Source organism: Mesorhizobium vachelliae, assembly GCF_033977325.1.
Classification (GTDB): domain Bacteria; phylum Pseudomonadota; class Alphaproteobacteria; order Rhizobiales; family Rhizobiaceae; genus Mesorhizobium; species Mesorhizobium vachelliae.
The window spans coordinates 69,043-91,651 of the sequence record NZ_JAVIIR010000017.1 but is presented as its reverse complement, the minus strand read 5'-3'; the positions used below and the strand labels follow the sequence as shown (position 1 = coordinate 91,651).

17 protein-coding genes are annotated in these 22,609 nt (G+C 64.5%); 11 read left to right on the top strand and 6 right to left on the bottom strand.

What is annotated here, in order from left to right:
• The 11 genes from RFM41_RS28385 to RFM41_RS28335 all read left to right on the top strand — a co-directional run bounded on the left by RFM41_RS28385 (position 1) and on the right by RFM41_RS28335 (position 14,319).
• Entirely contained in the window at positions 1-801 is an 801-nt protein-coding gene (locus RFM41_RS28385) for an ABC transporter permease (RefSeq protein ID WP_320252713.1), read from the top strand.
• On the top strand, positions 798-1,874 hold the full coding sequence (locus RFM41_RS28380) for an ABC transporter ATP-binding protein (RefSeq protein WP_320252712.1): 1,077 nt from the start codon (positions 798-800) through the stop codon (positions 1,872-1,874). Before RFM41_RS28385 ends, RFM41_RS28380 begins: the two co-directional genes overlap by 4 nt.
• Before the next feature lie 222 nt (positions 1,875-2,096).
• The gene (locus RFM41_RS28375) at positions 2,097-3,320 is read left to right on the top strand and encodes an efflux RND transporter periplasmic adaptor subunit (protein WP_320252711.1); all 1,224 of its coding nucleotides are present in this window, start codon (positions 2,097-2,099) and stop codon (positions 3,318-3,320) included.
• A complete protein-coding gene (locus RFM41_RS28370) occupies positions 3,320-6,478 on the top strand; it encodes an efflux RND transporter permease subunit (protein WP_320252710.1) in 3,159 nt (1,052 codons plus the stop codon). The genes RFM41_RS28375 and RFM41_RS28370 overlap by 1 nt, the downstream gene beginning before the upstream one ends.
• A 103-nt stretch (positions 6,479-6,581) precedes the next feature.
• Positions 6,582-7,796: an ROK family transcriptional regulator gene (locus tag RFM41_RS28365; RefSeq protein WP_320252709.1), complete on the top strand. Its 1,215-nt coding sequence runs from the start codon at positions 6,582-6,584 to the stop codon at positions 7,794-7,796.
• The gene (locus RFM41_RS28360; RefSeq protein WP_320252708.1) at positions 7,793-9,046 is read left to right on the top strand and encodes a M20 family metallopeptidase; all 1,254 of its coding nucleotides are present in this window, start codon (positions 7,793-7,795) and stop codon (positions 9,044-9,046) included. The genes RFM41_RS28365 and RFM41_RS28360 overlap by 4 nt, the downstream gene beginning before the upstream one ends.
• Before the next feature lie 40 nt (positions 9,047-9,086).
• Positions 9,087-10,142 (top strand): substrate-binding domain-containing protein, encoded by a 1,056-nt coding sequence (locus RFM41_RS28355; RefSeq protein ID WP_430691569.1) that lies wholly within the window; start codon positions 9,087-9,089, stop codon positions 10,140-10,142.
• 64 nt (positions 10,143-10,206) lie between these two features.
• Complete coding sequence (locus tag RFM41_RS28350; protein WP_320252706.1) at positions 10,207-11,268, top strand: substrate-binding domain-containing protein; 1,062 nt, start codon at positions 10,207-10,209, stop codon at positions 11,266-11,268.
• A 43-nt stretch (positions 11,269-11,311) separates the two neighbouring features.
• Entirely contained in the window at positions 11,312-12,283 is a 972-nt protein-coding gene (locus RFM41_RS28345; protein ID WP_320252705.1) for an ABC transporter permease, read from the top strand.
• A gap of 12 nt (positions 12,284-12,295) precedes the next feature.
• Entirely contained in the window at positions 12,296-13,495 is a 1,200-nt protein-coding gene (locus tag RFM41_RS28340; protein WP_320252704.1) for an alanine racemase, read from the top strand.
• Positions 13,496-13,575: 80 nt separating this feature from the next.
• A complete protein-coding gene (locus RFM41_RS28335) occupies positions 13,576-14,319 on the top strand; it encodes an ATP-binding cassette domain-containing protein (RefSeq protein ID WP_320252703.1) in 744 nt (247 codons plus the stop codon).
• A 15-nt stretch (positions 14,320-14,334) separates the two neighbouring features.
• On the opposite strand, the gene otsB is transcribed toward RFM41_RS28335, so the two are convergent.
• From otsB to RFM41_RS28305, 6 genes are all read right to left on the bottom strand, one after another.
• Positions 14,335-15,117 carry a trehalose-phosphatase gene (otsB, locus tag RFM41_RS28330; protein WP_320252702.1) on the bottom strand — a complete coding sequence of 261 codons (783 nt, stop codon included), beginning with the start codon at positions 15,115-15,117 and terminating at the stop codon, positions 14,335-14,337.
• Positions 15,114-16,907: an alpha,alpha-trehalose-phosphate synthase (UDP-forming) gene (locus RFM41_RS28325; RefSeq protein WP_320252701.1), complete on the bottom strand. Its 1,794-nt coding sequence runs from the start codon at positions 16,905-16,907 to the stop codon at positions 15,114-15,116. Before RFM41_RS28325 ends, otsB begins: the two co-directional genes overlap by 4 nt.
• 148 nt (positions 16,908-17,055) lie before the next feature.
• Positions 17,056-19,218 (bottom strand): amylo-alpha-1,6-glucosidase, encoded by a 2,163-nt coding sequence (locus tag RFM41_RS28320; protein ID WP_320252700.1) that lies wholly within the window; start codon positions 19,216-19,218, stop codon positions 17,056-17,058.
• Between the two features lie 152 nt (positions 19,219-19,370).
• Complete coding sequence (locus RFM41_RS28315; protein WP_320252699.1) at positions 19,371-20,429, bottom strand: glycosyltransferase family 4 protein; 1,059 nt, start codon at positions 20,427-20,429, stop codon at positions 19,371-19,373.
• A 73-nt stretch (positions 20,430-20,502) separates the two neighbouring features.
• Positions 20,503-21,321 (bottom strand): ABC transporter permease, encoded by an 819-nt coding sequence (locus RFM41_RS28310; RefSeq protein ID WP_320252698.1) that lies wholly within the window; start codon positions 21,319-21,321, stop codon positions 20,503-20,505.
• 3 nt (positions 21,322-21,324) lie between these two features.
• The gene (locus RFM41_RS28305; RefSeq protein WP_320252697.1) at positions 21,325-22,605 is read right to left on the bottom strand and encodes an ABC transporter permease; all 1,281 of its coding nucleotides are present in this window, start codon (positions 22,603-22,605) and stop codon (positions 21,325-21,327) included.
• Between the last annotated feature and the right edge of the window lie 4 nt (positions 22,606-22,609).

Genomic DNA, 22,609 nt, shown 5'->3' with positions numbered 1-22,609 from the left:
ATGCTGCTCGACTATGATCGCCTCGGCTGGCTGAAGGTCGCGCTGCTCGCCCTCACAGCGCTTGTCGCCGCCTTCCTGCTGCTGCCCGTGGTCTTCATCGTGCTGCTTTCCTTCGGCTCCTCGCGCTGGCTGGCATTCCCGCCACCCGGCTGGACGCTAAAATGGTATCAGGAACTGTTTGCCGATCCGTCCTGGATAGAGGCCGCCCTGACCAGCGCCCGCATCGCCACGATGACGGCAATCCTCGCCGTCGCCATCGGCCTGCTCGCCTCCTTCGCGCTGGTGCGCGGCCAGTTCAGCGGCCGCGAGATCCTGCGCGGGCTGCTGCTCACGCCGATGGTCCTGCCGGTCGTCGTCTTTGCCATCGCCATCTATGCCTTCTTCCTGCGGCTTGGTCTCGGCGGCACGACCATCGGCTTCGTCGTCGCCCATACCGTGCTTGCGCTGCCCTTCGCCATCATCCCGATCGCCACCGCGCTCGAAGGCTTCGACAAGTCGATCGAGGACGCAGCCATCGTCTGTGGAGCGAGCCCACTTCAGGCCAAGCTTCGCATCACCCTGCCCTCGATCCGCATCGGCATCTTCTCGGCCGCGATCTTTTCCTTCCTGGCCTCCTGGGACGAGGTGGTTGTGGCGATCTTCATGGCAAGCCCGACCTTGCAGACCTTGCCGGTCAAAATCTGGGGGAGCCTGAGATCCGACCTCACCCCCGTCATCGCCGCCGCTTCCAGCCTGCTGGTCGCGCTCACGCTGGCCCTGATGATCGTGACGGCACTCTTGCGCCGAAAGCTGCAGACATGACCCAACCCTTTCTCTCGATCCGCAAACTGCGCAAGGCATTCGGCGCCTTCACGGCCGTTCGCGATGTGACACTGGATATTCCCAAGGGCGAGTTCCTGACTTTCCTTGGACCGTCGGGCTCGGGCAAGTCGACCACGCTCTATGCCATCGCCGGCTTTCAGGACCCGACCTCCGGCGACGTGCTGCTGCAAGGCAAGTCGTTGCTGTCGGTGCCCTCGCACAAGCGCAACATCGGCATGGTCTTCCAGCGCTACACGCTGTTCCCGCATCTGAGTGTCGCTGAAAACGTCGCCTTCCCGCTCCGCGTACGCCGCCGGCCCGATGCCGAGGTCAAGCGCAAGGTAGCCGACATGCTCTCGCTGGTGCGGTTGGAAAGCTTTGCCGAGCGTCTGCCCGCGGCGCTCTCGGGCGGCCAGCAGCAGCGCGTCGCGCTCGCCCGCGCGCTGGCCTATGATCCGCCGATCCTGCTAATGGACGAGCCGCTCTCGGCGCTGGACAAGAAACTGCGCGAGGAGATCCAGGCTGAGATCCGCCGCATCCATCGCGAGACCGGCGTCACCATCCTTTACGTCACCCACGATCAGGAAGAAGCGCTGCATCTGTCGGATCGCATCGCGCTCTTCCGCGACGGCCGTATCGAGCAGATCGGTACCGGCGAGGACCTTTACCTGAGGCCCGCCACCGATTTCGTAGCCGGATTCATCGGCAACTCGAATTTCCTCGCCGCCGAGCATCTGGAAACGGTGGGCGGCGCCTCCACCATCCGCCTCGCCGACGGCGCGCTTGTCTCCGGCATAAATGCCAATGGCAGCTTCGCGCCCGGGCAGAAAACCAGGCTGATGGTCAGGCCGGAGGCATTCCGGCTGGAGCGCTCGCCGAACAATGCGGAGCTTTCGGTCGAGATCGTCGATGTCGCCTTCTATGGCGAGCGGAGGCGCATCGTCGCGCGTACCGGTGCCGGACAGGAAATCGACATTCGGCCGACCTCCGCGGCACTGGCGGCACAGGACGTCGCACCTTGCCATCGCCGGGTGTTTTTCGATCCCGGAGCGGCTTTCCTGTTTCCCGCCTGAGCAGTTGATTGTCGCTCCTGGTCGAGCCCGGACTATGAACAAATTTTGATTTTGCCGCGATGTGACGGTCAAGGCGGCCTCACGCATCCTTGAATGCCGCAGCGCAACATGACCGATCTGTAAGCTGACAGCGCCGGGTCATCATATTACCGTTCACTGATCGACGAGGTCGACCACGACCTCCAAACCATCCTGAAGAGGCTTGATATTCTCGCTCGCCAGGTGGACGGCATCATGACCATTTCCGCAATACGGCAAGCCAGCCGCGAACAGCCCGGGCGCTCCCGGCGCATCGTTTTGTTGGCCGTGCTCCTCTTGCTCGGCGGCGGCTACGGCATATGGCGCAGTCATGGCGACGAAGCAGCAAAGGCAGCCGCGAGCGCGGCGGCGGCACAGCCGCCCCCCAAGGTCCCGGTCACCGCCGCCACCGTTCGGAAGGCCGATTTTCCGCTTTACCTCTACGGCCTCGGCACGGTCACGCCGCTGAACAGCGTCAGCATCTCGAGCCGCGTCGCCGGTGTCGTCGACAAGGTTCCGGTCGAGCAAGGGCAGATGGTCAAGCAAGGCGACCTGCTTGCCGAGATCGATCCTCGCCCCTATCAGGCGGCGCTCGACCAGGCCAAGGCCAAGGAAGCGGAGGACGAAGCGACACTCAAGAATGCGCAAGTCGTCCTCAAACGCCTCTCCACGCTTCTGCAAAAGACGTTCGAAACCCAACAGGACGTCGACAATCAGCAGGCGGTGGTCACGACAACCGCCGCTACGATCGAAGGCGACAAGGCCGCGATAGAAGCGGCCCAGCTGAACCTAGATTATACGAAGATCACCTCGCCGCTGGCCGGCAAGACAAGCTTCCGCACCATCGACCCCGGAAACATCGTTCAGGCCGATCAAAGCGCCGGTCTGTTCACGGTCGTGCAGCTTGAGCCGATCTACGTGTCGTTCACGCAACCGCAGGACGAGGTTTCGACCATCAACAAGGCGTTCGCGGCCGGACCGGTTTCGATCGATGTGCTGAGCTCCGATATGAAAACCGTGCTGGCCAGCGGCAAGTTGGATGCCGTGCAGAACCAGGTGGACCAGGCATCCGGCACCATTTCGCTCAAGGCCGCCTTTCCAAACAAGGATCAGGCGTTGTGGCCGGGCCTTTCGGTCAACACCCGCTTGCGCGTCGGCATGATCGCCGGGGCGACCCTGGTCCCCGACGAAGCCGTTCAGCACGGTCCGGACGGGCTCTTCACCTATATCGTGGGGGACGACGGCAAGGCCCATCGTCAAACGATCAAGACAGGCCCCTCCGACGGTGGCAACACTGTCGTCACGGATGGTTTGAGCCCTGGACAGCGTGTCGTGGACACCGGTCAATACCGGCTGGTCGACGGCACGAGTGTCGATGCGCAGCCGGCGTCCGCCGGTGCGGCGCAGCAGCCCAAGGGAGCAAGCTGATGGCAGCCACGGGCGTTTCCGCGCCTTTCATCCGCTACCCCATCGCCACGTCGCTGTTGATGGTAGGGGTGCTGTTCGTCGGCGTGGTTGCTTATTTCAACCTGCCCGTCGCGCCGATGCCGCGCGTCGACTTTCCGACGATCCAGGTATCGACCAATCTGCCGGGTGCCGACCCGATCACCATGGCGTCCTCGGTGACCCAGCCGCTCGAGACGCAGTTCGCGCAGATTCCGGGCATTGCCGAGATGACGTCGAGCAGCCTGTCCGGTTCCAGCCAGATCACCTTGCAGTTCGATCTCAGCGTCGACATCGCATCGGCAGCCGGACTGGTGCAGTCCGCGATCAACGCCGCCGGCGGCCAATTGCCGAAGAATCTCCCCAATCCGCCGACTTATCGGGAGGTCAATCCCACCGATTCCCCGATCATGGTGATCGGGGTAACCTCGACCGACCTACCGCTGACGACGGTGAGCGACGATACCTACACCAAGCTCGCCCAGGTGATCAGTCATGTGAAAGGTGTCGCCCAGGTGCTGGTCGGCGGCCAGCAGACACCGTCGATCCGCGTCCAGCTCGACCCGGCCAAATTAGCCGCAAGGGGCCTGTCGCTGGAAGCCCTGCGCACCTCGCTGTCGAACAATACCGTGGACTTGCCCAAGGGCAACATCGAGGGGGACGTCAGGTCTTTCACCATCTTCGCCAACGACCAGATGACCGCCGCAAGCGACTGGAACAATGCCATCATCGCTTATCGTAACGGAGCACCGGTCCGGGTGAAGGATATCGGGCAGGCGGTGCTCGCGGCGCAAGACTACACCCAGGCGGCCTGGGCCGACACCACACGCGGGGTCGTTCTGATAATTTTCAAGGAACCGGGCGCCAACATCATCGATACGGTCGACAAGATAAAGGCGGAGCTGCCGATGCTGACCGCATCCTTGCCGGCTTCGCTGAAGGTGCAGGTGCTTTCCGACCGGACCCAGACCATTCGTGCCTCGGTGGCGGATGTACAGTTCACCCTGATGCTCACCATCGGGCTCGTCGTGATGGTGATCTTTCTCTTCCTTCGCAATGTCTGGGCAACAGCTATCCCTGCCTTCACGGTGCCGCTTGCCCTCTTCGGCGCATGTGGGCTGATGTGGTTTGCCGGATATAGCATCGACAATTTGTCGCTGATGGCGCTGACGATCTCGGTGGGCTTTGTCGTCGATGATGCCATCGTCATGCTGGAAAACATCGTTCGCCACATCGAGCGCGGTGAAAAACCGATGGACGCTGCGATGATCGGCTCCCGAGAGATCGGCTTCACCATCATCTCGATCAGCATCTCGCTGGTGGCGGTGCTCATACCCTTGCTCCTGATGAGCGGTATCATCGGCCGCCTGTTCAAGGAGTTCGCGATGGCCCTGGCCATGACCATCCTGGTTTCGGCCTTCGTCTCGCTGACGCTCACCCCGATGCTGGCATCACGTTTCATCAAGCCGGCCGCCGAGGCGCATCACGGCCGGCTGTACCAGTGGAGCGAACGCTTCTTCGAGGCAATTCTCAACGCCTACGAGCGCGGACTGGACCGCGCATTGCGACATCGCTTCATCACCTTGCTGGCGTTTCTCGCCTGCGTGGCGCTGACCGGCTATTTCTTCATGATCGTTCCGAGCGGCTTCTTCCCGCAACAGGACACTGGCATGCTTTACGGGCAGGCGCTCGCCGGGCAGGACGTCTCCGCTCCTCAGATGCAGTCCTATATGAGGCAATTCGCGGAGATCGTGATAAAGGACCCGGCGGTTGCGCATTTCGCGGCAGCGACCGGTGGCGGTGGAAACACGCAGAACACCGGCCGCATGTTCATCCAGCTGAAGCCGCGAAACGAGCGCGACGCTTCGGCCGACCAGGTGATCCGCCGGCTCCAGCCAAAGCTTGCGGTGGTGCAGGGCGCGCGCCTGGTCATGCAGGCCTCGCAGGACGTGCGTGTCGGCGGCAAGCTGTCCGCGTCGCAGTATCAATACGTGTTGGAAAGCGCCGATGTCGATGCGCTCGATCAATGGGCGCCCAAGCTGTTGAGCGCGTTGCAGCGTCTGCCTGAGCTGGCGGCCGTCACGACCGACCAGATGAGTTCCGGAACGACGCTGACGCTGCAGGTCGATCGCGACCAGGCTGCCCGCTACGGCCTGACGGCCAACGACGTCGACAACACGCTGAACGACGCCTTCGGACAGCGCCAGATCGCGCAGTATTTCACCCAGCTCTCGACCTACAATGTGATCATTGAAGTGCTGCCGTCGCTGCGCGGCGACCTCAAGGCCCTCGGCCAGATATACATGACGACGCCGAGCGGTTCGCAGGTGCCGCTTTCGGCCATCGCCAAATGGACGACGGCGCCCGTGCAGCCGCTGATCATCAACCACGAAGGCCAGTTCCCCTCCGTGACCATCAGCTTCAACCTGCCGCCCAACATCGCCTTGGGCCAAGCCACCGCGGCGATCGACAAGGCAGCTGCCCAGATGAGGCTGCCGGCGACCATCCAGACCATGTACACCGGCACGGCGCAGGCTTTCAACGAGTCGCTCTCTTCGGTGCCGCTGCTCATCTTGGGTGCCCTGGTCGTGGTCTACCTGATCCTCGGCATCCTCTATGAAAGCTACATCCACCCGTTGACCATTCTCTCTACCCTGCCCTCCGCCGGCCTGGGCGCGCTGGGCACGCTGCTCGTCTTCCATATGGAGTTCAACCTGGTCGGCCTGATCGGCGTCATCCTGCTCATCGGCATCGTGAAGAAGAACGGCATCATGATGGTCGACTTCGCCATCGCGGCCGAACGGGACCAGCATCTGAGCTCCCTGGAATCGATCCGCCAGGCTTGCCTGCTCAGGTTCCGGCCCATCATGATGACCACCATGGTCTCGATGCTGGGCGCGTTGCCGCTGATGCTGGAGAACGGCACAGGCGCAGAAATCCGCCAGCCGCTCGGCTACACGATGTTCGGCGGACTGCTCGTCAGCCAGGCGCTGACGCTCTTCACCACGCCGGTGATCTATCTTTACCTCGACGGCCTTTCGCATTGGCTGAGCTCGTTCGTGAAGCGCGAGGAAAGCCAGGACGAGCCGGAACTCCCGCTGGACGAGGTCAGCCTTGCCCGACGCAAGCTGGCGGCGGAGTAAATCGCCACCTTCCGATTGCACTTTGCGTCAATGCAACGTGATCGTTGACAAGGTATCATTTCGCCAATAAGTTCGGTGACAGAACGAATTAATCGAGGCGTATGTGAGCGACCTGCCGCGTATTTCCCGCCAGTTCTCCCAGCGCTCCGTCATGGAAGCGATCGTCCAGGGCGGGCCCATCTCGCGGGCCTCGATCTCGAAGCTCACCGGCCTCTCGAAGCAGACGATCTCGGAGATCGTGCGTGGCCTCGAGCAGGAAGGCTGGGTGCAGGAGACCGGACGCACCAGCGGCCATGTCGGGCGCACCGCCGTCACCTATGAGCTTGTCCATGACGCCGCCTACATCATGGCTGTCGACCTGGGCGGCACCAAGGTGCGCGTCGCGCTGACCGACCTCGCCTGCCAGATCTTCGCCGAGGCGGCGACGCCGACCGATCCGCGCGGCGGCCAGTTCGTCATCGACCAGATCGCAGCACTTGCCTTCCAGGCCGCCGCCCGGGAGCGCATCCCGCGCAAGAAGATCCGCCTTGCCGTCATCGGCGCGCCAGGCGCGCCCGACCCCACGACCGGCCGCATCCTGCTTGCGCCCAACATCGCCGGTTTCGACGCCATGAACGTGCTCGACGCCTTCGAGAAGGCGCTCGGCGTCGCGGTGATGATCGAAAACGACGTCAATCTCGCCGTGCTCGGCGAGAATTGGCTGGGCCAGGGCCAGGGCATCGACAATCTCGCCTATATCGCGCTGGGTACCGGCGTCGGCAGCGGCCTGATGCTGGGCGGCCACCTGGTGCGCGGCGCCACCCATGCGGCGGGCGAGATCGGCTTCATGCCGATCGGCGCCGATCCGTTTGCGGCGGAATCGCTGCGCACCGGCGCGTTCGAGCGGGCGGTCGCGACGCACGCGATGACCGAACGCTACAGATCCCTGACCGGCATCCAGGTCGCGGTCCCGGCAATCTTCGAGAATGCGGCCGCAGGCGACAAGGCCGCGCTCACCGTGCTCGACGAGACGGCGCGTTACCTGGCGCAAGGCATTGCGGCGATCGCCGCCGTCGCCAATCCGGAAAAGGTCATCCTTGGTGGCTCGATAGGCCTCAGGCCGGAGATACTCTCGCGCGTCAAGGCCCTGATACCGCTGTGCTTCCCCTACCCCGTCACCGTCGAGGCCGGCGAGCTGGGCGCGCGGGCGGCGCTCATCGGCGCGGCCGCCATCGGTCTCGGCCAGTTGCACAACACGCTGTTCGGCGTCGACGCGCCGGACGGCCGGATTTCACTTCCCACCGCCCAGGCGGCTGCCTTGAAGGAGGTCGTGCTGTGACCAGCGATATCACAACCCGGCTGCGCGCCGCTCTCGATCCCGACCAGACGCTGGCGCTGTTCAGGGGCGCGATCGGCCGTGAAAGCATCACCGGCAACGAGGCGAATTTCGTCGGCTTCCTCGAAGCGAAAATGCGCGAGCTGGGACTGGGCGGCTTGAGCCGGACGGATTTCCTGCCCGGCAGGCCGAACATCTGGGGCGAGCGCAAGGGTGTCGGCAATGGCAAGCGCCTGCTCTTCATCGGCCATACCGACACCGTTCATGTCGACGGCTGGCGCGAGCATTGGCCCGGCACCGAGCGCGAGGACCCGTTCGGCGCGCCCATCATCGACGGGGCGGTCTGGGGCCGCGGCTCCGGCGATCTGAAGGCCGGCATCACCGCCTCCTTGGCGGCGCTCTCGCTGCTCGACAAGGCCGGCATCCGCCTCAAGGGCGACGTCGCCTTCGCTTTCGTCGGCGACGAGGAGAGCGGCCAGCCCGGCACCGGCGTCTCCGCTGGCATCAAGCATTTCGTCGGCCGCATCGAGGCGAAAGAGGTCGAGGCGCCCGACTTCACCGTCTATGTCGAGCCGACGCGGCTTGCGGTCTACGCCGCGCAGATCGGCTTCTTCATCACCGACATCACGATTACCGGCAAGTCGGCCTATTTCGGCGTGCCGGAGCTCGGCAAGGATGCGTTGCGCGCCGCCCATGCCGCCATGACGGCGCTGTGGAAACACTCTGACGAGGTGGCGGCCCGCGCCGAGCACAAGCTGACCGGGCGCGGCTTCCTGCTGATCACCGGCCTCACCGGCGGCGGCTACATCGCCGTGCCCGAGCAATGCACGCTGTCGCTGATCCGCAAGCTCCTGCCCGGCGAGTCCCTCGACACGGCCGCCGCCGAGATCGAGGCCGCGGTGCGCGGCGCCATCACCGACCCCGAGATCACCGTGGAATTCGCCTATCCGGCCGGCCGCGACCATAGGCTGGGCGGCACCGCTGCCGAGATCGACGAGACGCGCGCCGAAGTCGCCATGCTTTCGCAATCGATGGCTAAAGCCATGGGCGGACGCGGCGCGATCGAGGGCGCGCCCTTCTGGTCGGAATCCTCGTTCTTCGTCAACCGGCTCGGCATTCCCGCCGTCTATTGCGCGCCGGGCGACATCCGCAACTGCCACACTTTCGAGGAGCACGTCGATGTCGAGGAATACCTCGCCGGCATCGTCGGCTTCGCAGCCTTCATGGCCCGCTATTGCGGCGTGGCCGACTGAGCGACCAACGAAGCAGAAAATGGGAGACTGAAACATGCTGATGAAGAGATGGATTGGCGCCGCCCTAGCCGGCGGATTGATGCTCGCCGCCGGCGCGACTCAAGCGCAGACGGTCGGACCGCAGGGCGAGACCGCCACGCCGAGTTCCAGCCTGACGCTGAGCGATGCCGACATCGCGGCGCTGAAGGACAAGGGCTACAAGGCGGCCCTTCTGTGGCACACCTCTTCCGACTTCACCAATGCCGTGACCGCTGGCGCCACCGACGAGTTCGCGCGCGCCGGCATCTCGATCGCCGTCAAGACCGACGCGCAGTTCGATGCCGCCCGCCAGCGCAGCGACATCGAGACCGCTCTCGCCGCCAAGCCGAACGTCATCCTGGCGCTGCCGCTCGACCCGGTCACTTCCGCCGAAGCCTTCCGCCAGGCGGTCAAGGACGGCGTCAAGCTGGTGTTCCTGTCGAACCTGCCGAAGGATTACAAGCAAGGCACCGACTACGCTTCGATCGTCACCGACGATCTCTACCAGATGGGCAAGCAGGCGGCCGATGCGATGGCCAAGGCCATCGGCGGCAAGGGCAAGGTCGGCTACATCTTCCACGATGCCAACTATTACGTCACCAACCAGCGCGACCAGTCCTTCAAGAAGACGATCGAGAAGGACTATCCCGACATCAAGATCGTCGCCGAGCAGGGCATCTCCGATCCGGCCCGCGCCGAGGAACTGGCCAATGCCATGCTGCTGCAGCATCCCGATCTCGACGGCATCTACGTGACCTGGGCCGAGCCTGCCGACGGCGTGCTCTCGGCGCTGCGCGGTGCCGGCAACAAGCACACCAAGATCGTGACGCTCGACCTTGCCGAGCCGGTCGCGCTCGACATGGTCAAGGGCGGCAATGTCGCCGCACTCGTCGCCGACAAGGCCTATGAGCTCGGCCGCGCCATGGCCGCCTCCGGCATGAAGTCGCTGTTGGCCCAGCAGACGCCCGCCTTCGTCGTCGCGCCGGCTCTGACCGTGACCAAGGAGAACGTCTCCCAAGGCTGGAGGGACTCGCTCAACCGCGACGCGCCGCAGTCGGTGCTCGACGCTGCGAAGTGAAGCCGACGCTCCGGCCCGGCTTGCCGGGCCGGATCTCTCTTCCTGAACAAAAAGGGGAACCGACATGCGCAAAGCATTGGGTATCATGACCGCTTTGGCGAGCCTGGTCGCCGCTCACGCCTTCGCTGCCGAAGGCGTCACCACCGGCCCAAATGGCGAGAAGCCGGTTCCGGCAGCCTCGCTGACACTGACGGCGGCGCAGGAGCAGCAGATCAACGCCGGCAAGTTCACCGCGGCCCTCGTCTGGCACGAGATGAGCGAGTACACCAACGCCGTCAATGCCGGGGCGCGCGACGAGTTCAAGCGCCTCGGCATTGAGGTGGTGGCGCAGACCGACGCGGGCTTCGACGCAGCGCGCCAGAAGGCCGATGTCGAGACGGTGATGGCCAAGAAGCCGTCGATCATCCTGTCGCTGCCGGTCGATCCGGCGACCGCTGCCTCCGTCTACGATCCGGCCCGCCAGGCCGGCGTCAGGCTCGGCTTCGTCGACAATTGCCCGGCCGGCTACAAGCAGGGCACGGACTACGTCACCATCGTCTCGGACGACCTCTTCCAGATGGGCAACAAGGCCGGCATCGCCATGGCCGAGGCGCTCGGCAAGAAAGGCAAGGTCGGCTACATCTTCCACGACGCCGATTTCTACGTCACCAACCAGCGCGACGGCGCCTTCAAGAAGACCATCGAGCAGGATTATCCCGACATGAAGATCGCCGCCGAGGCCGGCATGGCCGACCCGGCGCGCTCAGAGGATATCGCGCAGGCGATGATCACCCAGCATCCGGATCTCGACGGCATCTATGTCACCTGGGCCGAGCCGGCGCTGAGCGTGCTCTCCGCGCTGCGTGCCGCCGGCAACACGCACACCAAGATCGTCACCCTCGACCTGAACGAGCCGGCCGCGCTCGACATGGTCAAAGGCGGCAACATCGCGGCCCTTGTCGCCGACGAGGCCTACTCCATCGGCGTGACGCTGGCGCGTGCCTCGGCAGGTTCGCTGGTCGGCCTGAAGGCCGAGCCTTTCTACGCGGTCGATTCCATCGCCGTCACCAAGGAGACGGTGAAGGACGGCTGGAAGAAGTCGCTTAACAAGGATGTGCCCGCGACCATCGCGGACGCCATGAAGTAAACGGCATGGCAGGCTGCGAAGCACGCACCATCGGAGATCGAACATGACCAGCGCCAACACCGGCACCGAGGTGGGAAGCTTCGCCAGCCGGTTCAATCTGCAGCAATATGTCGTCTATCTCGGCTTCCTGGCGATCTTCCTGTTCTTCGCCTTCATGCTGAGGGACAGCGGCTTCCTCACCGTCCGCAACCTCTCCAACATCGTGCTGCAGACGGCGCCGGTAACGATCATGGCGATAGGCCTTGTCTTCGTCATGTCGGCCGGCGAGATCGACCTTTCGATCGGCTCGATCGTGGCGGTGGCGGCGCTCGCCGCCGCCGTCACCATTGCCTCCTACGGGATGGCGGCGGGCATCGTCGCCGGCCTGGGCGCCGGTATCCTGATCGGCCTCATCAATGGCGCGCTGGTCGCCTATGTGAGGCTGCCATCCTTCCTGGTGACGCTGGCGACGATGGGACTGTTCGCCGGTGTGTCGCGCTCGATGACCGATCTGCGTTCGATCTCGGTCACCAATGAGACCTTCACCGGCTTTTTCGGTTCCGGCTCGCTGCTCGGCGTGCCGTCGCTGATCTGGTGGACGGTGATCGCCATCGCCGTCGGCCACCTCGTCTACCGCGAGACGCGTTTCGGCGCGCATGTGCTGGCGACCGGCGACAACGCCCGCGCGGCGAGCGTTTCGGGCATCAGCGTGCCGAAAATCAGGCTCGCCGTTCTCACCATCAGCGGCGGACTCGCGGGGCTCGCCGGACTGCTTTACGCCGGGCGCCTGCAAGCGGCGAAATACACGCTCGGCGAAACGGATCTGATGACGGTGATCGCCGCCGTCATCGTCGGCGGCACGCTGCTCAATGGCGGCAAGGGCTCGATCGTCGGCGCCCTCGTCGGCTCGCTGATGATGGGCATGCTGAACAACGGCCTGATCCTGATGGGCCTTTCGGTCTCCGACCAGATGATCGTGCGCGGCCTGATCATCCTCACCGCTGTCGCTGTGTCGCTGCGCGACAAATCCCGCTGAAGGAATCCTTCCATGTTTCTCGACGTTCTGCGCCGCCGCAACCCTGCCTTCATCGAAGCCGCGATCGGCCTTCATCAGCAGGGCAAGCTGCCGGCCAACACCTATGTGCTCGATCTCGACACGGTCGAGCGCAATGCAAAGCTCCTCAAGCAGGAAGCCGATCGGCTCGGCCTGAAGATCTTCGCCATGACCAAGCAGGTTGGGCGCTCGAGCTCATTCTGCAAGGCGGTGATGCGCGGCGGCATCGAACGCGCGGTCGCGGTCGACATGGCCTGCGCGCGCGCCACCCGCAAGGCCGGTATGAAGCTTGGCCATCTCGGCCATCTGCAGCAGATCGCGAGATTCGAAGCGGATGCGGCGGCAAGGACGTTCAAGCCGGATTACTGGACCGTCTTCAACGACATCAAGGCCGAGGAAGCAGGCAAAGGCGCCAAGGCGGCCGGCTATGTCCAGGGCCTGCTCGCCCGCATCGCCGCCGAAGGCGATATTTTTTACCGCGGCCATGAAGGCGGCTTCGATGCAGGCGAGATCGTCGCCGTCGCCGACCGGCTCGATGCCGTTCCGGGCGGCCGCTTCGCCGGCATCACCACCTTCCCTGCCCTGCTCTTCGACCATGCCGCGCGAAAAGTGCTGCCGACACCCAATCTGGCGACCCTGAGCAAGGCCGCCGAGGCGCTGGCCAAGGCGGGCCGCAAGGAGATCGAAATCAATGCGCCGGGCACCACGTCGAGCGTCATGCTGGCCGCGCTGGCGCAAGCCGGCGCCACGCAGTGCGAGCCCGGCAACGGCCTGCACGGCACCACGGCGCTGCATGTCATGGAAGACCTGCCGGAACTGCCTGCCATGCTCTACCTGACCGAAGTGTCGCATCTATCGGGCGGCAAGGCCTACTGCCTCGGCGGCGGCTTCTATATCGATCCGATCTTCCCCGACTATGACGTCAAGGCGATCGTCTCGGCCGAGCCGACCACCGCCGCGTCGGCACTGAAAAGCGTCGAAGTGCCGCCGCCTTCTGCGATCGACTACTACGCCATGATCGACGCTTCCGGCGCCAGCGCGCCGAGGCCCGGCGACAGCGCCGTCTTCGGCTTCCGGGGCCAGGCCTTCGTCACGCGCGCCTATGTCGCCGGCGTCTCAGGCATCTCGAAAGGCAAGCCTGTGGTCGAAACGATCGAGAACGGCTTCGGCGAGCCCTATGCCTGGCCTGTCTAGAGCATGATCCCGAACCGAAGGACCGCGTCAGCGAAAAGTGGGAACCGGTTTTCGGACAAGATCATGCTCCAACGAACGAGATGACGATGAGCGCCCCCATTCTTCAGCTTCAGGACATTCGCAAGAACTTCGGCGGCATCACCGCGATCGAGAACTTCTCGCTCGAGGTCCTTCCTGGCGAGATCGTCGCGCTTGTCGGCGACAATGGCGCCGGCAAGTCGACGCTGGTCAAGATCATCTCCGGCGTGCACACCCCCTCCTCGGGCACGATCACGATCGAGGGCAAGCCGGTGACGATGTCCAACGCCACCATGGGGCGCGCGCACGGCATCGAGGTGGTCTATCAGGACCTCGCTTTGGCCGACCAGCAGACGGTCTATATGAACATGTTCCTCGGCCGCGAGCCGCTGAACCGCTTCGGCCTGCTCGACCGCCGCCGCATGATCGCCGAGACGGAGAAACTGGTGAAGGAGCTCGACGTGCGCATCCCTTCCGCGCACGCCACCATCCGTGACCTCTCCGGTGGTCAGCGCCAGGGCGTGGCGATCGCCAGGGCGACGCACTGGGCGAGCAAGCTGATCCTGCTCGACGAGCCGACGGCCGCGCTCGGCGTTGCAGAAACCGCCAAGGTGGAGGCGATCGTTCAGTCGCTCAAGCAGCGCAATGTCGGCATCCTGATCATCAGCCATAGCCTCGACCAGGTGTTCAAGCTCTCGGACCGCATCTGCGTGCTGAGGCGCGGGAAGCAGATCGGCGTGCGCGAGACGAAGAAGACCGACAAGAACGAGATCATCGCCATGATCACGGGCCTGCAGCAGCAGTAGCCGCCAGCGCCTTGCTCAGGCAACGAGATTGCGGCTGGCCGTTTGCGTGGCCGGCTCCGCAAAATTGGCTTCGAGCCAGGCGAGAGCGCTGGCGACATCCTCGATGGCGAAGCGGGCAGCCGTCTCGCCCTGCGGTTTGACGCGGATCGAGATCCCGCCGGCGGCATTGACCGTGTCGAAGCCGTTCTCGTCGGATGTGTCGTCGCCGAGGAACACCGGGCGCCTGCCGGTGAACGGATCGAGCTGCATGAAGCGCCGGATCGCGGCGCCTTTGGCGGCCTCGAGCGGCATCAGCTCGACGCCTGCGTTGCCGGCGATGACGCGGTAGCCTTGAGGCAAGCGCGTGAGCGCTGCCTCGACCAGCTCTGTCGCCCGTGCCAGAAGCTGCGGTGCTGCTCTCGTGTGGATGGCGAGCACCGGCCCCTTGCGCTCGACATAAACGGCCTTGCTTGCCAGCTCCAGTTCGATCTCGTCGGCGAGCGCCGCCATATCCGCCGGCTCGTCCGCGGCTTCGATCTTTCCATCCGGCAGAAGCCTGTGCTCCAGCCCGTAGAGGCCGGCGATCCGCAGCTTCAACGGCGCGAACAGATGGTCGACGGCAGCTATCGAGCGCCCGGTGATGAAGGCGAGCGCGCCGTCGAGCCGCCGCTCGATCCTCTCCAGGAGAATGCGCAACTCCTCGCTGACCGAGACGGCGTCTGGATGCGCCGCGTGCTCCAGCAAGGTGCCGTCGATGTCGAGGAAAAGCGCCCACCGGCCTTCTGGAAGCGGCGGCGTAAGGTTTGCCTGACTATTCATCGGAATCCGACTGCCTGTTTGCGTTCGAACATGGAAACGACATTGTCCCCGGTGGGGCCTGGCGGCCGCTCGTATAAGGCAGTGACCCGATCCAAGTCGCCGCGCTTCCTGAGCCGCGCCGCGTCGAGCAGCATGCTGCCGGCCCAGCGAAAGACATTGTTGTCACGCACGATCTCACGCATGCGCCGCATGCGCTCGTGCTGCTCGTCCGGCCCCATGGTCAGCGCCTGCAGCATGGCCTCGCTCATCATCGCTGCATCGTAAGGATTGACGATCAGCGCCTCCAGCAACTCGCGCGAGGCGCCGGCGAAGGTGCTGAGCAAGAGCACGCCCTGCTCGTCGTCGCGCGATGCGACGAACTCCTTGGCGACGAGGTTCATGCCGTCATGCAGGCTGGTGACCAGGCAGATGTCGGCGGCGCGATAGAGTTCATAGACCGCCGCTTGAGAATGGTGCTCAGCCACCATCACGACCGGCCGGTAGGACTCGCTTCCGTAGCGCTGATTGATCTCCTCGGCACAGCGCACGCATTCCTCATGCAGATGCTTGTAGGCCGGTAGTGTCCCGCGGCTCGGCGCGGCGATCTGCAGGAACACGACATTGCCTACCGTTTCGGGATGGCGAATGAACAGCTCCTCCAGCGCGTGGAAGCGATCGAGGATGCCCTTGGTGTAGTCGAGACGCTCGACACCAACGCAGAGCTTTGCGCCGGCTGGAATCCTGAACCGCTTGCGAACGCGCAGCCGGCATTCCTCGACGCTGGGCAGAGCTTTCAGGAGCTCGGCCGGCCATTCGATCGATATCGGATAGGAATGCACCAGCGTCACCTGACCGCCATAGGAAATGGCGGCATCGGCACGCTCGATGCGGCTTTCCATGAAGCGGTCGACGCTCTCGGTGAAGTTGTTGGCGTGGAACTGGGTGTGGAAGCCCACGATCGAACTGCCGAGCAGGCCGTCCAGGATGCGCTCGCGCCAAGGGCAGATGCTGAACACTTCCGAGTTCGGCCAGGGGATGTGCCAGAACGTGATGACGATCGCCTCGGGCAGACGTTCGCGGATCATGCGCGGCAGAAGCGCGAAGTGATAGTCCTGGACGAGGACGATCGGCCGCTCGTTACGAGCCTCGGCAACCACCGTCTCGGCGAATTTGCGGTTGACCGCTTCATAGGCCTCCCAGTCCGACTCGCGAAAGATCGGCCGCGTGAAGGCGATATGGCAGAGCGGCCACAGGCCTTCATTGGCGAAGCCGAGATAGTAACCTTGATACTCATCGTCACTGAGCCAGACCCGGCGCAGCGTGTAGGAAGGATGGCCAGGCGGCACTTGCACGCGATCGTTTCCGTCGACCACCGTCCGGTCGGCGCTGCCGCCGCCATAGGCGATCCAGGTGCCGGCGCAGGCGCGTGTAATCGGCTCCAGCGCGGAAACCAGTCCGCTCGCCGGCACGACAAGCTCGACGTCGCCATCCCTTGTCTCGTTGTGGATGTAGGGTTCGCGATTGGAGACGACGATCACCTGCGCTTCCGGCAGCTCGTCGGCGAGGATCTTGCGCAGCGTGTCCGGCGACCATGTCACCAGGGCAGCGTCGACCGACTGCCCGTTCTTCTCGAATTCGCGCAGCACCTTTCGCGCCGCCTCGGCGGCAAAGTCGTCGCCGGAACCCGGCATGGCCGATGCCCTCGGGTGATTGCGGCGGTACCGGGATATCGAAATGAAAATCGCTAGTGCGGACAGTCCGAGGCTTGCGAGAATAAGGACCAGTAACAGGTCGGCGCCATATTGTGTCATTGAAATGCCAGGTTGCCTCCGGCCGTCCGTTCATTGTTTTCGTTCTTGCCGGCCGCGGGCGGGCAAGCCGGGTTAGGTTGGGAACGCGCAAGCCAGCGATCAGTTCCGACATTTTTCGATTGTTGAACGCGGGGTTGCAGCGCTTTATTTACGTGCGCACGATGAGCGGCACCTGGCCCTCATGCCGGTCGGACAGGAAAGCGGCGACGCGGTCGCCGACCCGCTGGAACGTGAGATCGATCGCCTTGTCGCCGACCGTCAGATGCCTGATCGTGAGCGTGTCGATGCCGATCGGCAACCTTGGCCGCGTGACATGCAATTCGCCCTCCCAGCCATCGATCTCCAGCCCCAGGCAGGCCTGCATCAGCATGAAGGTGGAGCCAGCCGACCAGGCCTGCGGCAGGCAGGCCACGGGATAGGCGATGGGCGCCTCGCCCGGCGCCCGGGCGAAGCCGCAGAAGAGTTCGGGAAGCCGCATGTTGAAATGCACGGCCGACTCGAACGTGCCGCTCATCAGCCGCACCACGCTGTCGCGCTCGCCGTAGCGCGCGAGGCCGACGCCGCAAAGCGCCGTGTCATGCGGCCAGATCGAGCCGTTGTGGTAGGACATCGGGTTGAAGAACACCGCGTCGTCGGCCAGCGTCCGCAAGCCCCAGCCGGAATGGAAGGAGGCCGACAGCAACTGGTCGGCGACCAGCCTGGCGCGCTCGGGTTGCGGCAACCCGACGAAAAGCAGGTGCCCCGCATTCGATGTGCGCACCTCGCAGGGCTGGCCCTCGCCATCAATGGCCAAGGCGTAGAAGTTCATGTCGTCCAGCCAGAAGTCGCGTTCCACGGCGACCCGCATTTCCTCGGCGCGGCCCTCCCAGTGCTCGGCGTCCGCGAATTCGCCGCGGCGGCGGGCGAGCGCCGCCATGCCGCGGAAGGCAGCAAACACATAGCCCTGCACCTCGACCAGCGCGATCGGTCCCTTGGGGATGCGGCCGTCGGCATGGAAGACCGAATCGAAACTGTCCTTCCAGCCCTGGTTGGCAAGGCCCGACTCGGCGGCGCGCTGGTAGGTGACGAAGCCGGTGGCGCGGCTCGCCTCCTCCGTCCATTCGGCGGCGGCCTTGAGCGAAGGCCACAATTTGTCGATGAAGGCCATGTCGCCGGTGCGGTCGGCATAGGCGGAGGCCAGATGGATATAGAGCGGCGTGGTGTCGACGCCGCCATAATAGCGGCCGAAGGGAAGCTCGCGCAGCGCCGCCATCTCGCCCTTGCGCGTCTCATGCATGATCTTGCCGGGCTGGGAATCCCAAAAGGGTGACGTTTCGGTTGCCTGGTGCTCGGCCAGAAAAGCCAGCACCCCGCGCGCCAGGCCGGGATTTAGCCAAAGCATCTGCAGGCTCGAGATCACGCCGTCGCGGCCGAACGCCGTCGAGAACCACGGGATGCCGGCATAGGGATAGGGCCCGGTCGGAAGCTCGGTGGTGAGCAGCGCCACATCGGCGCGGGCACGCTCGACCCAATCGTTGAAGACGCGGCCCGAGCTGTGCACGGTGGCGCCATGACGCCGCTTGGCGCGCATGCCGAAGCGGGCCCGTGCCGCCGCGGCCCGAAACCGGTCGCGATTAGGAGCCTCGGAAGCTTCCGGGCCGACTTCGACATAAAGCACTTTGCTGCTGCGCTTGGTCACCGCGATCAGGAAGTCGGCGCGGTTGTCGCTTAGTTTGTCGGGAGCCTGCGAGAACGAGATCGCCGACAGGCGCGGCAGTCCGTCAAGACCGTCATAGCCGAGCATGACGGATTCCTTTTCCGTCTTGGCGACATGCGTCGTGCCGCGCTTCGCCCGGGTCGAGCCGCGCACCTCGAACATGTCGCGAAAGTCAGCGGCAAAATGCAGCGAGGCGGTGATGGTCGAATGCTCGCGGCTGTAGTTGGAAAGCGTGATGCGCTCGAACAGCCTGTCCTGCCACAGCAGCCTGACGCGTTCGATGTGGATCGCGCCCTGCGGGATATCGCGGCCTGCGGCACTCTGGATCGGCAGGTTGGTGAGGTTGGACGTGAACAGGACATTGTCCTGGCTGAGCGAGGCGCCGAGCAGCGACATCTGCCTGCCGCCGATGGTCAGTCGGAATTCGGAAAGCACGCGCGTGTCGTCGCGGAAGAACCCGTCGCCCGAGCCCCTGATGTCGCCATAGGCGTCGGCGACGGCGAAGCAGTCGCCCTGCTTGAGGGCGAACAGCCGGTGCGGTTCCCGTGGCGCCGTTTCGTCGAGCGAGGAAAGGGCCACGGCGGGATCGAGCTTGCGCTCGTCGAGCTCCATCATTCGTCACCTCTTCGTTTGCCCCGCCCTAGAGCATGATGCCGAAAAGTGTGAAGCGGCTTTCGGACGATATCATGCTCTCTCTCTTTGACTTAGAGCCGCATTCAGTTTTCAGCTCGTACCGGCCTGAAATCACCCGGCTCCAGGCATCAAGGTCAGGAGGCCTCGGCCTCCGGCATGCCGGTCAGACGCATATAGGCAGCAAGATAGTCGCGTGCCATTCTTGTCGCCGAGAACCTCTTCTCGAAGGCTGCCCTCACCTGCCGCCGATCCAGATCGAGCAGCGCGGGCATCGACGCGACCGCGCCGTCCACGCTGTCCACGACGAAGCCGGTGACGCCATCGTCGACGATCTCCGGCAAGGCGCCCTGGTTCCAGGCAATCACCGGCGTGCCGCAGGCCATGGCCTCGATCGCGACGAGGCCGAACGGCTCGGGCCAGTCGATGGGAAACAGCAAGCCAGCCGCGTTGCCGAGAAACTCCGCCTTCTCCTCCTCCGTGATCTCACCGACATACTCGATCTGCTTGCCGTCGATGAGCGCCTCGATGCTGTCGTGGTAATAGGCGCGGTCGTCGTCGCCGATCTTGGCCGCCAGCTTCAGCTTCAACCCGGAACGGCGCGCGATCTCGATGGCGCGGTCCGGCCGCTTGTCGCGCGACAGGCGGCCGAGAAAGGCGAGATACGGTTCTTCGGCGCGCGGCTCATAAGTCGCTTGGTAGGCATCGAGCGGCAATCCATGATGGATGGTGGCCAGCCAGTTCGCGTCGGGCAAGCCGCGCTTCTGGCTGTGCGAAATCGAGATCATCGGGAAGCGCGGGAAGCGTTTATACGCCGGCGCCAGGTCGACATAGTCGAGCCGGCCATGCGGCGTCGTCACCGTCCGCCCCGCGATCTGCTCGAAGAAGGGAAAATGCACGAAGTGGCTAAGATGGAAATGGATGACATCGAACTCGCTGGCGCGCGCTCGCACATCGGCAAGCATCGCCAGATGCGCGGCGATCTCCGATTTCTTCGGCCGCGGGTCGAGGCGTATCGCCTGGTCGCGCCCCGGCACCAGCCGCGCCGAGGTCTCGCTGTCGCCGCTCGCGAACAGCGTCACATCGTGGCCGAGCCCGACCAGCGCTTCGGTGATGTAGAAGACGATCCTCTCCGTGCCGCCATAGAGTCTCGGCGGCACGGACTCATAGAGCGGCGCGACATGGGCTATGCGCATCTGGTCCCTCGGCTGTTGACGCGAAGCAAAAATGCGTCAGCCGCGAGATCGTTCCTGCCCAATTGGTCGCGGGTTAAGCTGGGGCCTTCCGCCCACGCCGCGCCAGGATGTTCGCGACCAGGAGCAACAGGATCGACAGCCCCATCATCAACGTTGCCGCCGCGGTAATTGCCGGGCTCAATTTCTCCCGCAACCCGATGAACATTTCGAGCGGCATGGTGCGCTGGCTGGCGCTGGCCAGGAACTGCACGACGACCACCTCGTCGAAGGAGGTGACGAAGGCGAAGGCCGCGCCAGAAAGCACGCCGGGCAGGATCAGCGGCAGCATGACGCGGAAGAACGACGTCAGCGGCCTAGCGCCCGAGATCGCCGCGGCGCGCATCAGGTTGCGGTCGAAGCCGGTCAGGCTGGCACCGACCGTAACCACCACGAAGGGACTGGCCAGGGCAGTATGCGCCAGGATGATGCCGGCATAGGTGCTGGCAAGCCCGACGCGGGCGTAGAACAGATACGAGCCGACGGCGGTGATCACCACTGGCACGATCAGCGGCGACAGAAGCAGTGGCATGATGATGCGCCGTCCAGGAAATTTCTCATCGGACAGCGCGATCGCCGTCAGCGTGCCGAGCGTTGTGGCGACCACCGTCGTCCCAAGGGCGACGATCAGGCTGTTGCCGATCGCCGACTGCCAGCGCTGCGTGCCCAGCACCACCTCGTACCAGCGCGTCGATATTCCCTCGAGCGGGAAGATGAAGAAGGCGCCGCTGTTGAAGGAGAGCGGCACCGGGATGAGGATCGGCACCAGCAGGAACAGGATGACCAGCCCGCACCAGATCCACAGCAGCATGATGCGGATGCGTTCGCCTGTTGTGGGATAGGGAGAGAGCAGCATGGGCTACACCAGCTTCAGGCGATCGAGGCCGAGGACGCGGGCAAAGATGCCGAACAGCGCCAGCGTGAAGACGAGCAGGATGAAGGACAGCGCCGCCGCCATCTCCCAGTTCAGCTCGACATTGACGTAGTTGGCGATGAAATTGCTGATGAGCTGATCGCTCGCCCCGCCGATCAGCGCCGGGGTTATGTAATAGCCGAGGCACAGGATGAAGGTGAGCATGCAGCCGGCCATCACCCCCGGGAACACCTGCGGAATGTAGACGCGGCGGAACGCGGTGAACGGCCTGGCTCCCAGCGAATAGGCGGCCTTCATCTGCGAGGCCGGGATGGTGCGCATGACGCTGTAGATCGGCAGCAGCGTGAACGGCAGCTGGATATGCGTCATGGCGATGATCAAGCCGATGCGGCTGTACATCAGGTCGAGCCGGTCGCTGGTGACACCGATCAGAAGCAGGAAATCGTTGACCAGTCCGAACTTCTGCAACAGCACCGTCCAGGCGGCGGTGCGCACCAGGATCGAGGTCCAGAACGGCAGCAGCACCGCGACGATCAGGATGGCGGCCAGCCCCTTCGGCACGTTGGCGATGAGATAGGCAAGCGGAAAACCGAGGATCAGCGTTGCCAGCGTCACCGACGCGGCGACGAAGAAGGTGCGCAAAAACACCTGGATGAAGATCGCCTGTTCGGGCGGCACCCGCTCGATGCCGCCATCGTCGTTCCAGCGCAGGTCGAGCGCGCTGAGCAGATAGAACGACGTGAGGCTGCTTGTGCCGCTCCGGATCGCTGGCCAGGTCGTGGGCGCCGACCAAAACGGCACCGATTTCATGGCGTCGAGCGCGGCCGGGCCGTCCGCGCTTTCCAGCTTGCGCACCGTCTTCAGCACCTGGCTGCGGGCGCCAGGCAGCCGCGCGTTCAGGCCCTTCGCCAGCTCGTAGGCCGTGCCCTTCGCCTGGTTTTCCTTCAGGTCCGCCGCTAGCGCCGCGAACGCATCGTCGCCGGGAAGGCCCTGGCCGTTCCAGCCGGCCAAGGCCGCGGTCGTCCTGGGCAAGGCATCCGCGATGGTCGGATCATAGACCGCGCGAGACAAAAGCAGCACGATCGGAATGCCGAAGCTCAGCGCCAGAAGGATGAGAAGCGGCGCCGCCAGAAGCAGCGAGCGCATCCGGTCGCCGAATTCCGCGCGGCGGAGCGCCGCCGACACGGATTTCAGGTCCGCGTCGGCGGCTGACCGGTCGCGAGCCAGCGTCGGCCGGTCGAGTTCGCTGGGCTGGAGCGCCGACATTTCG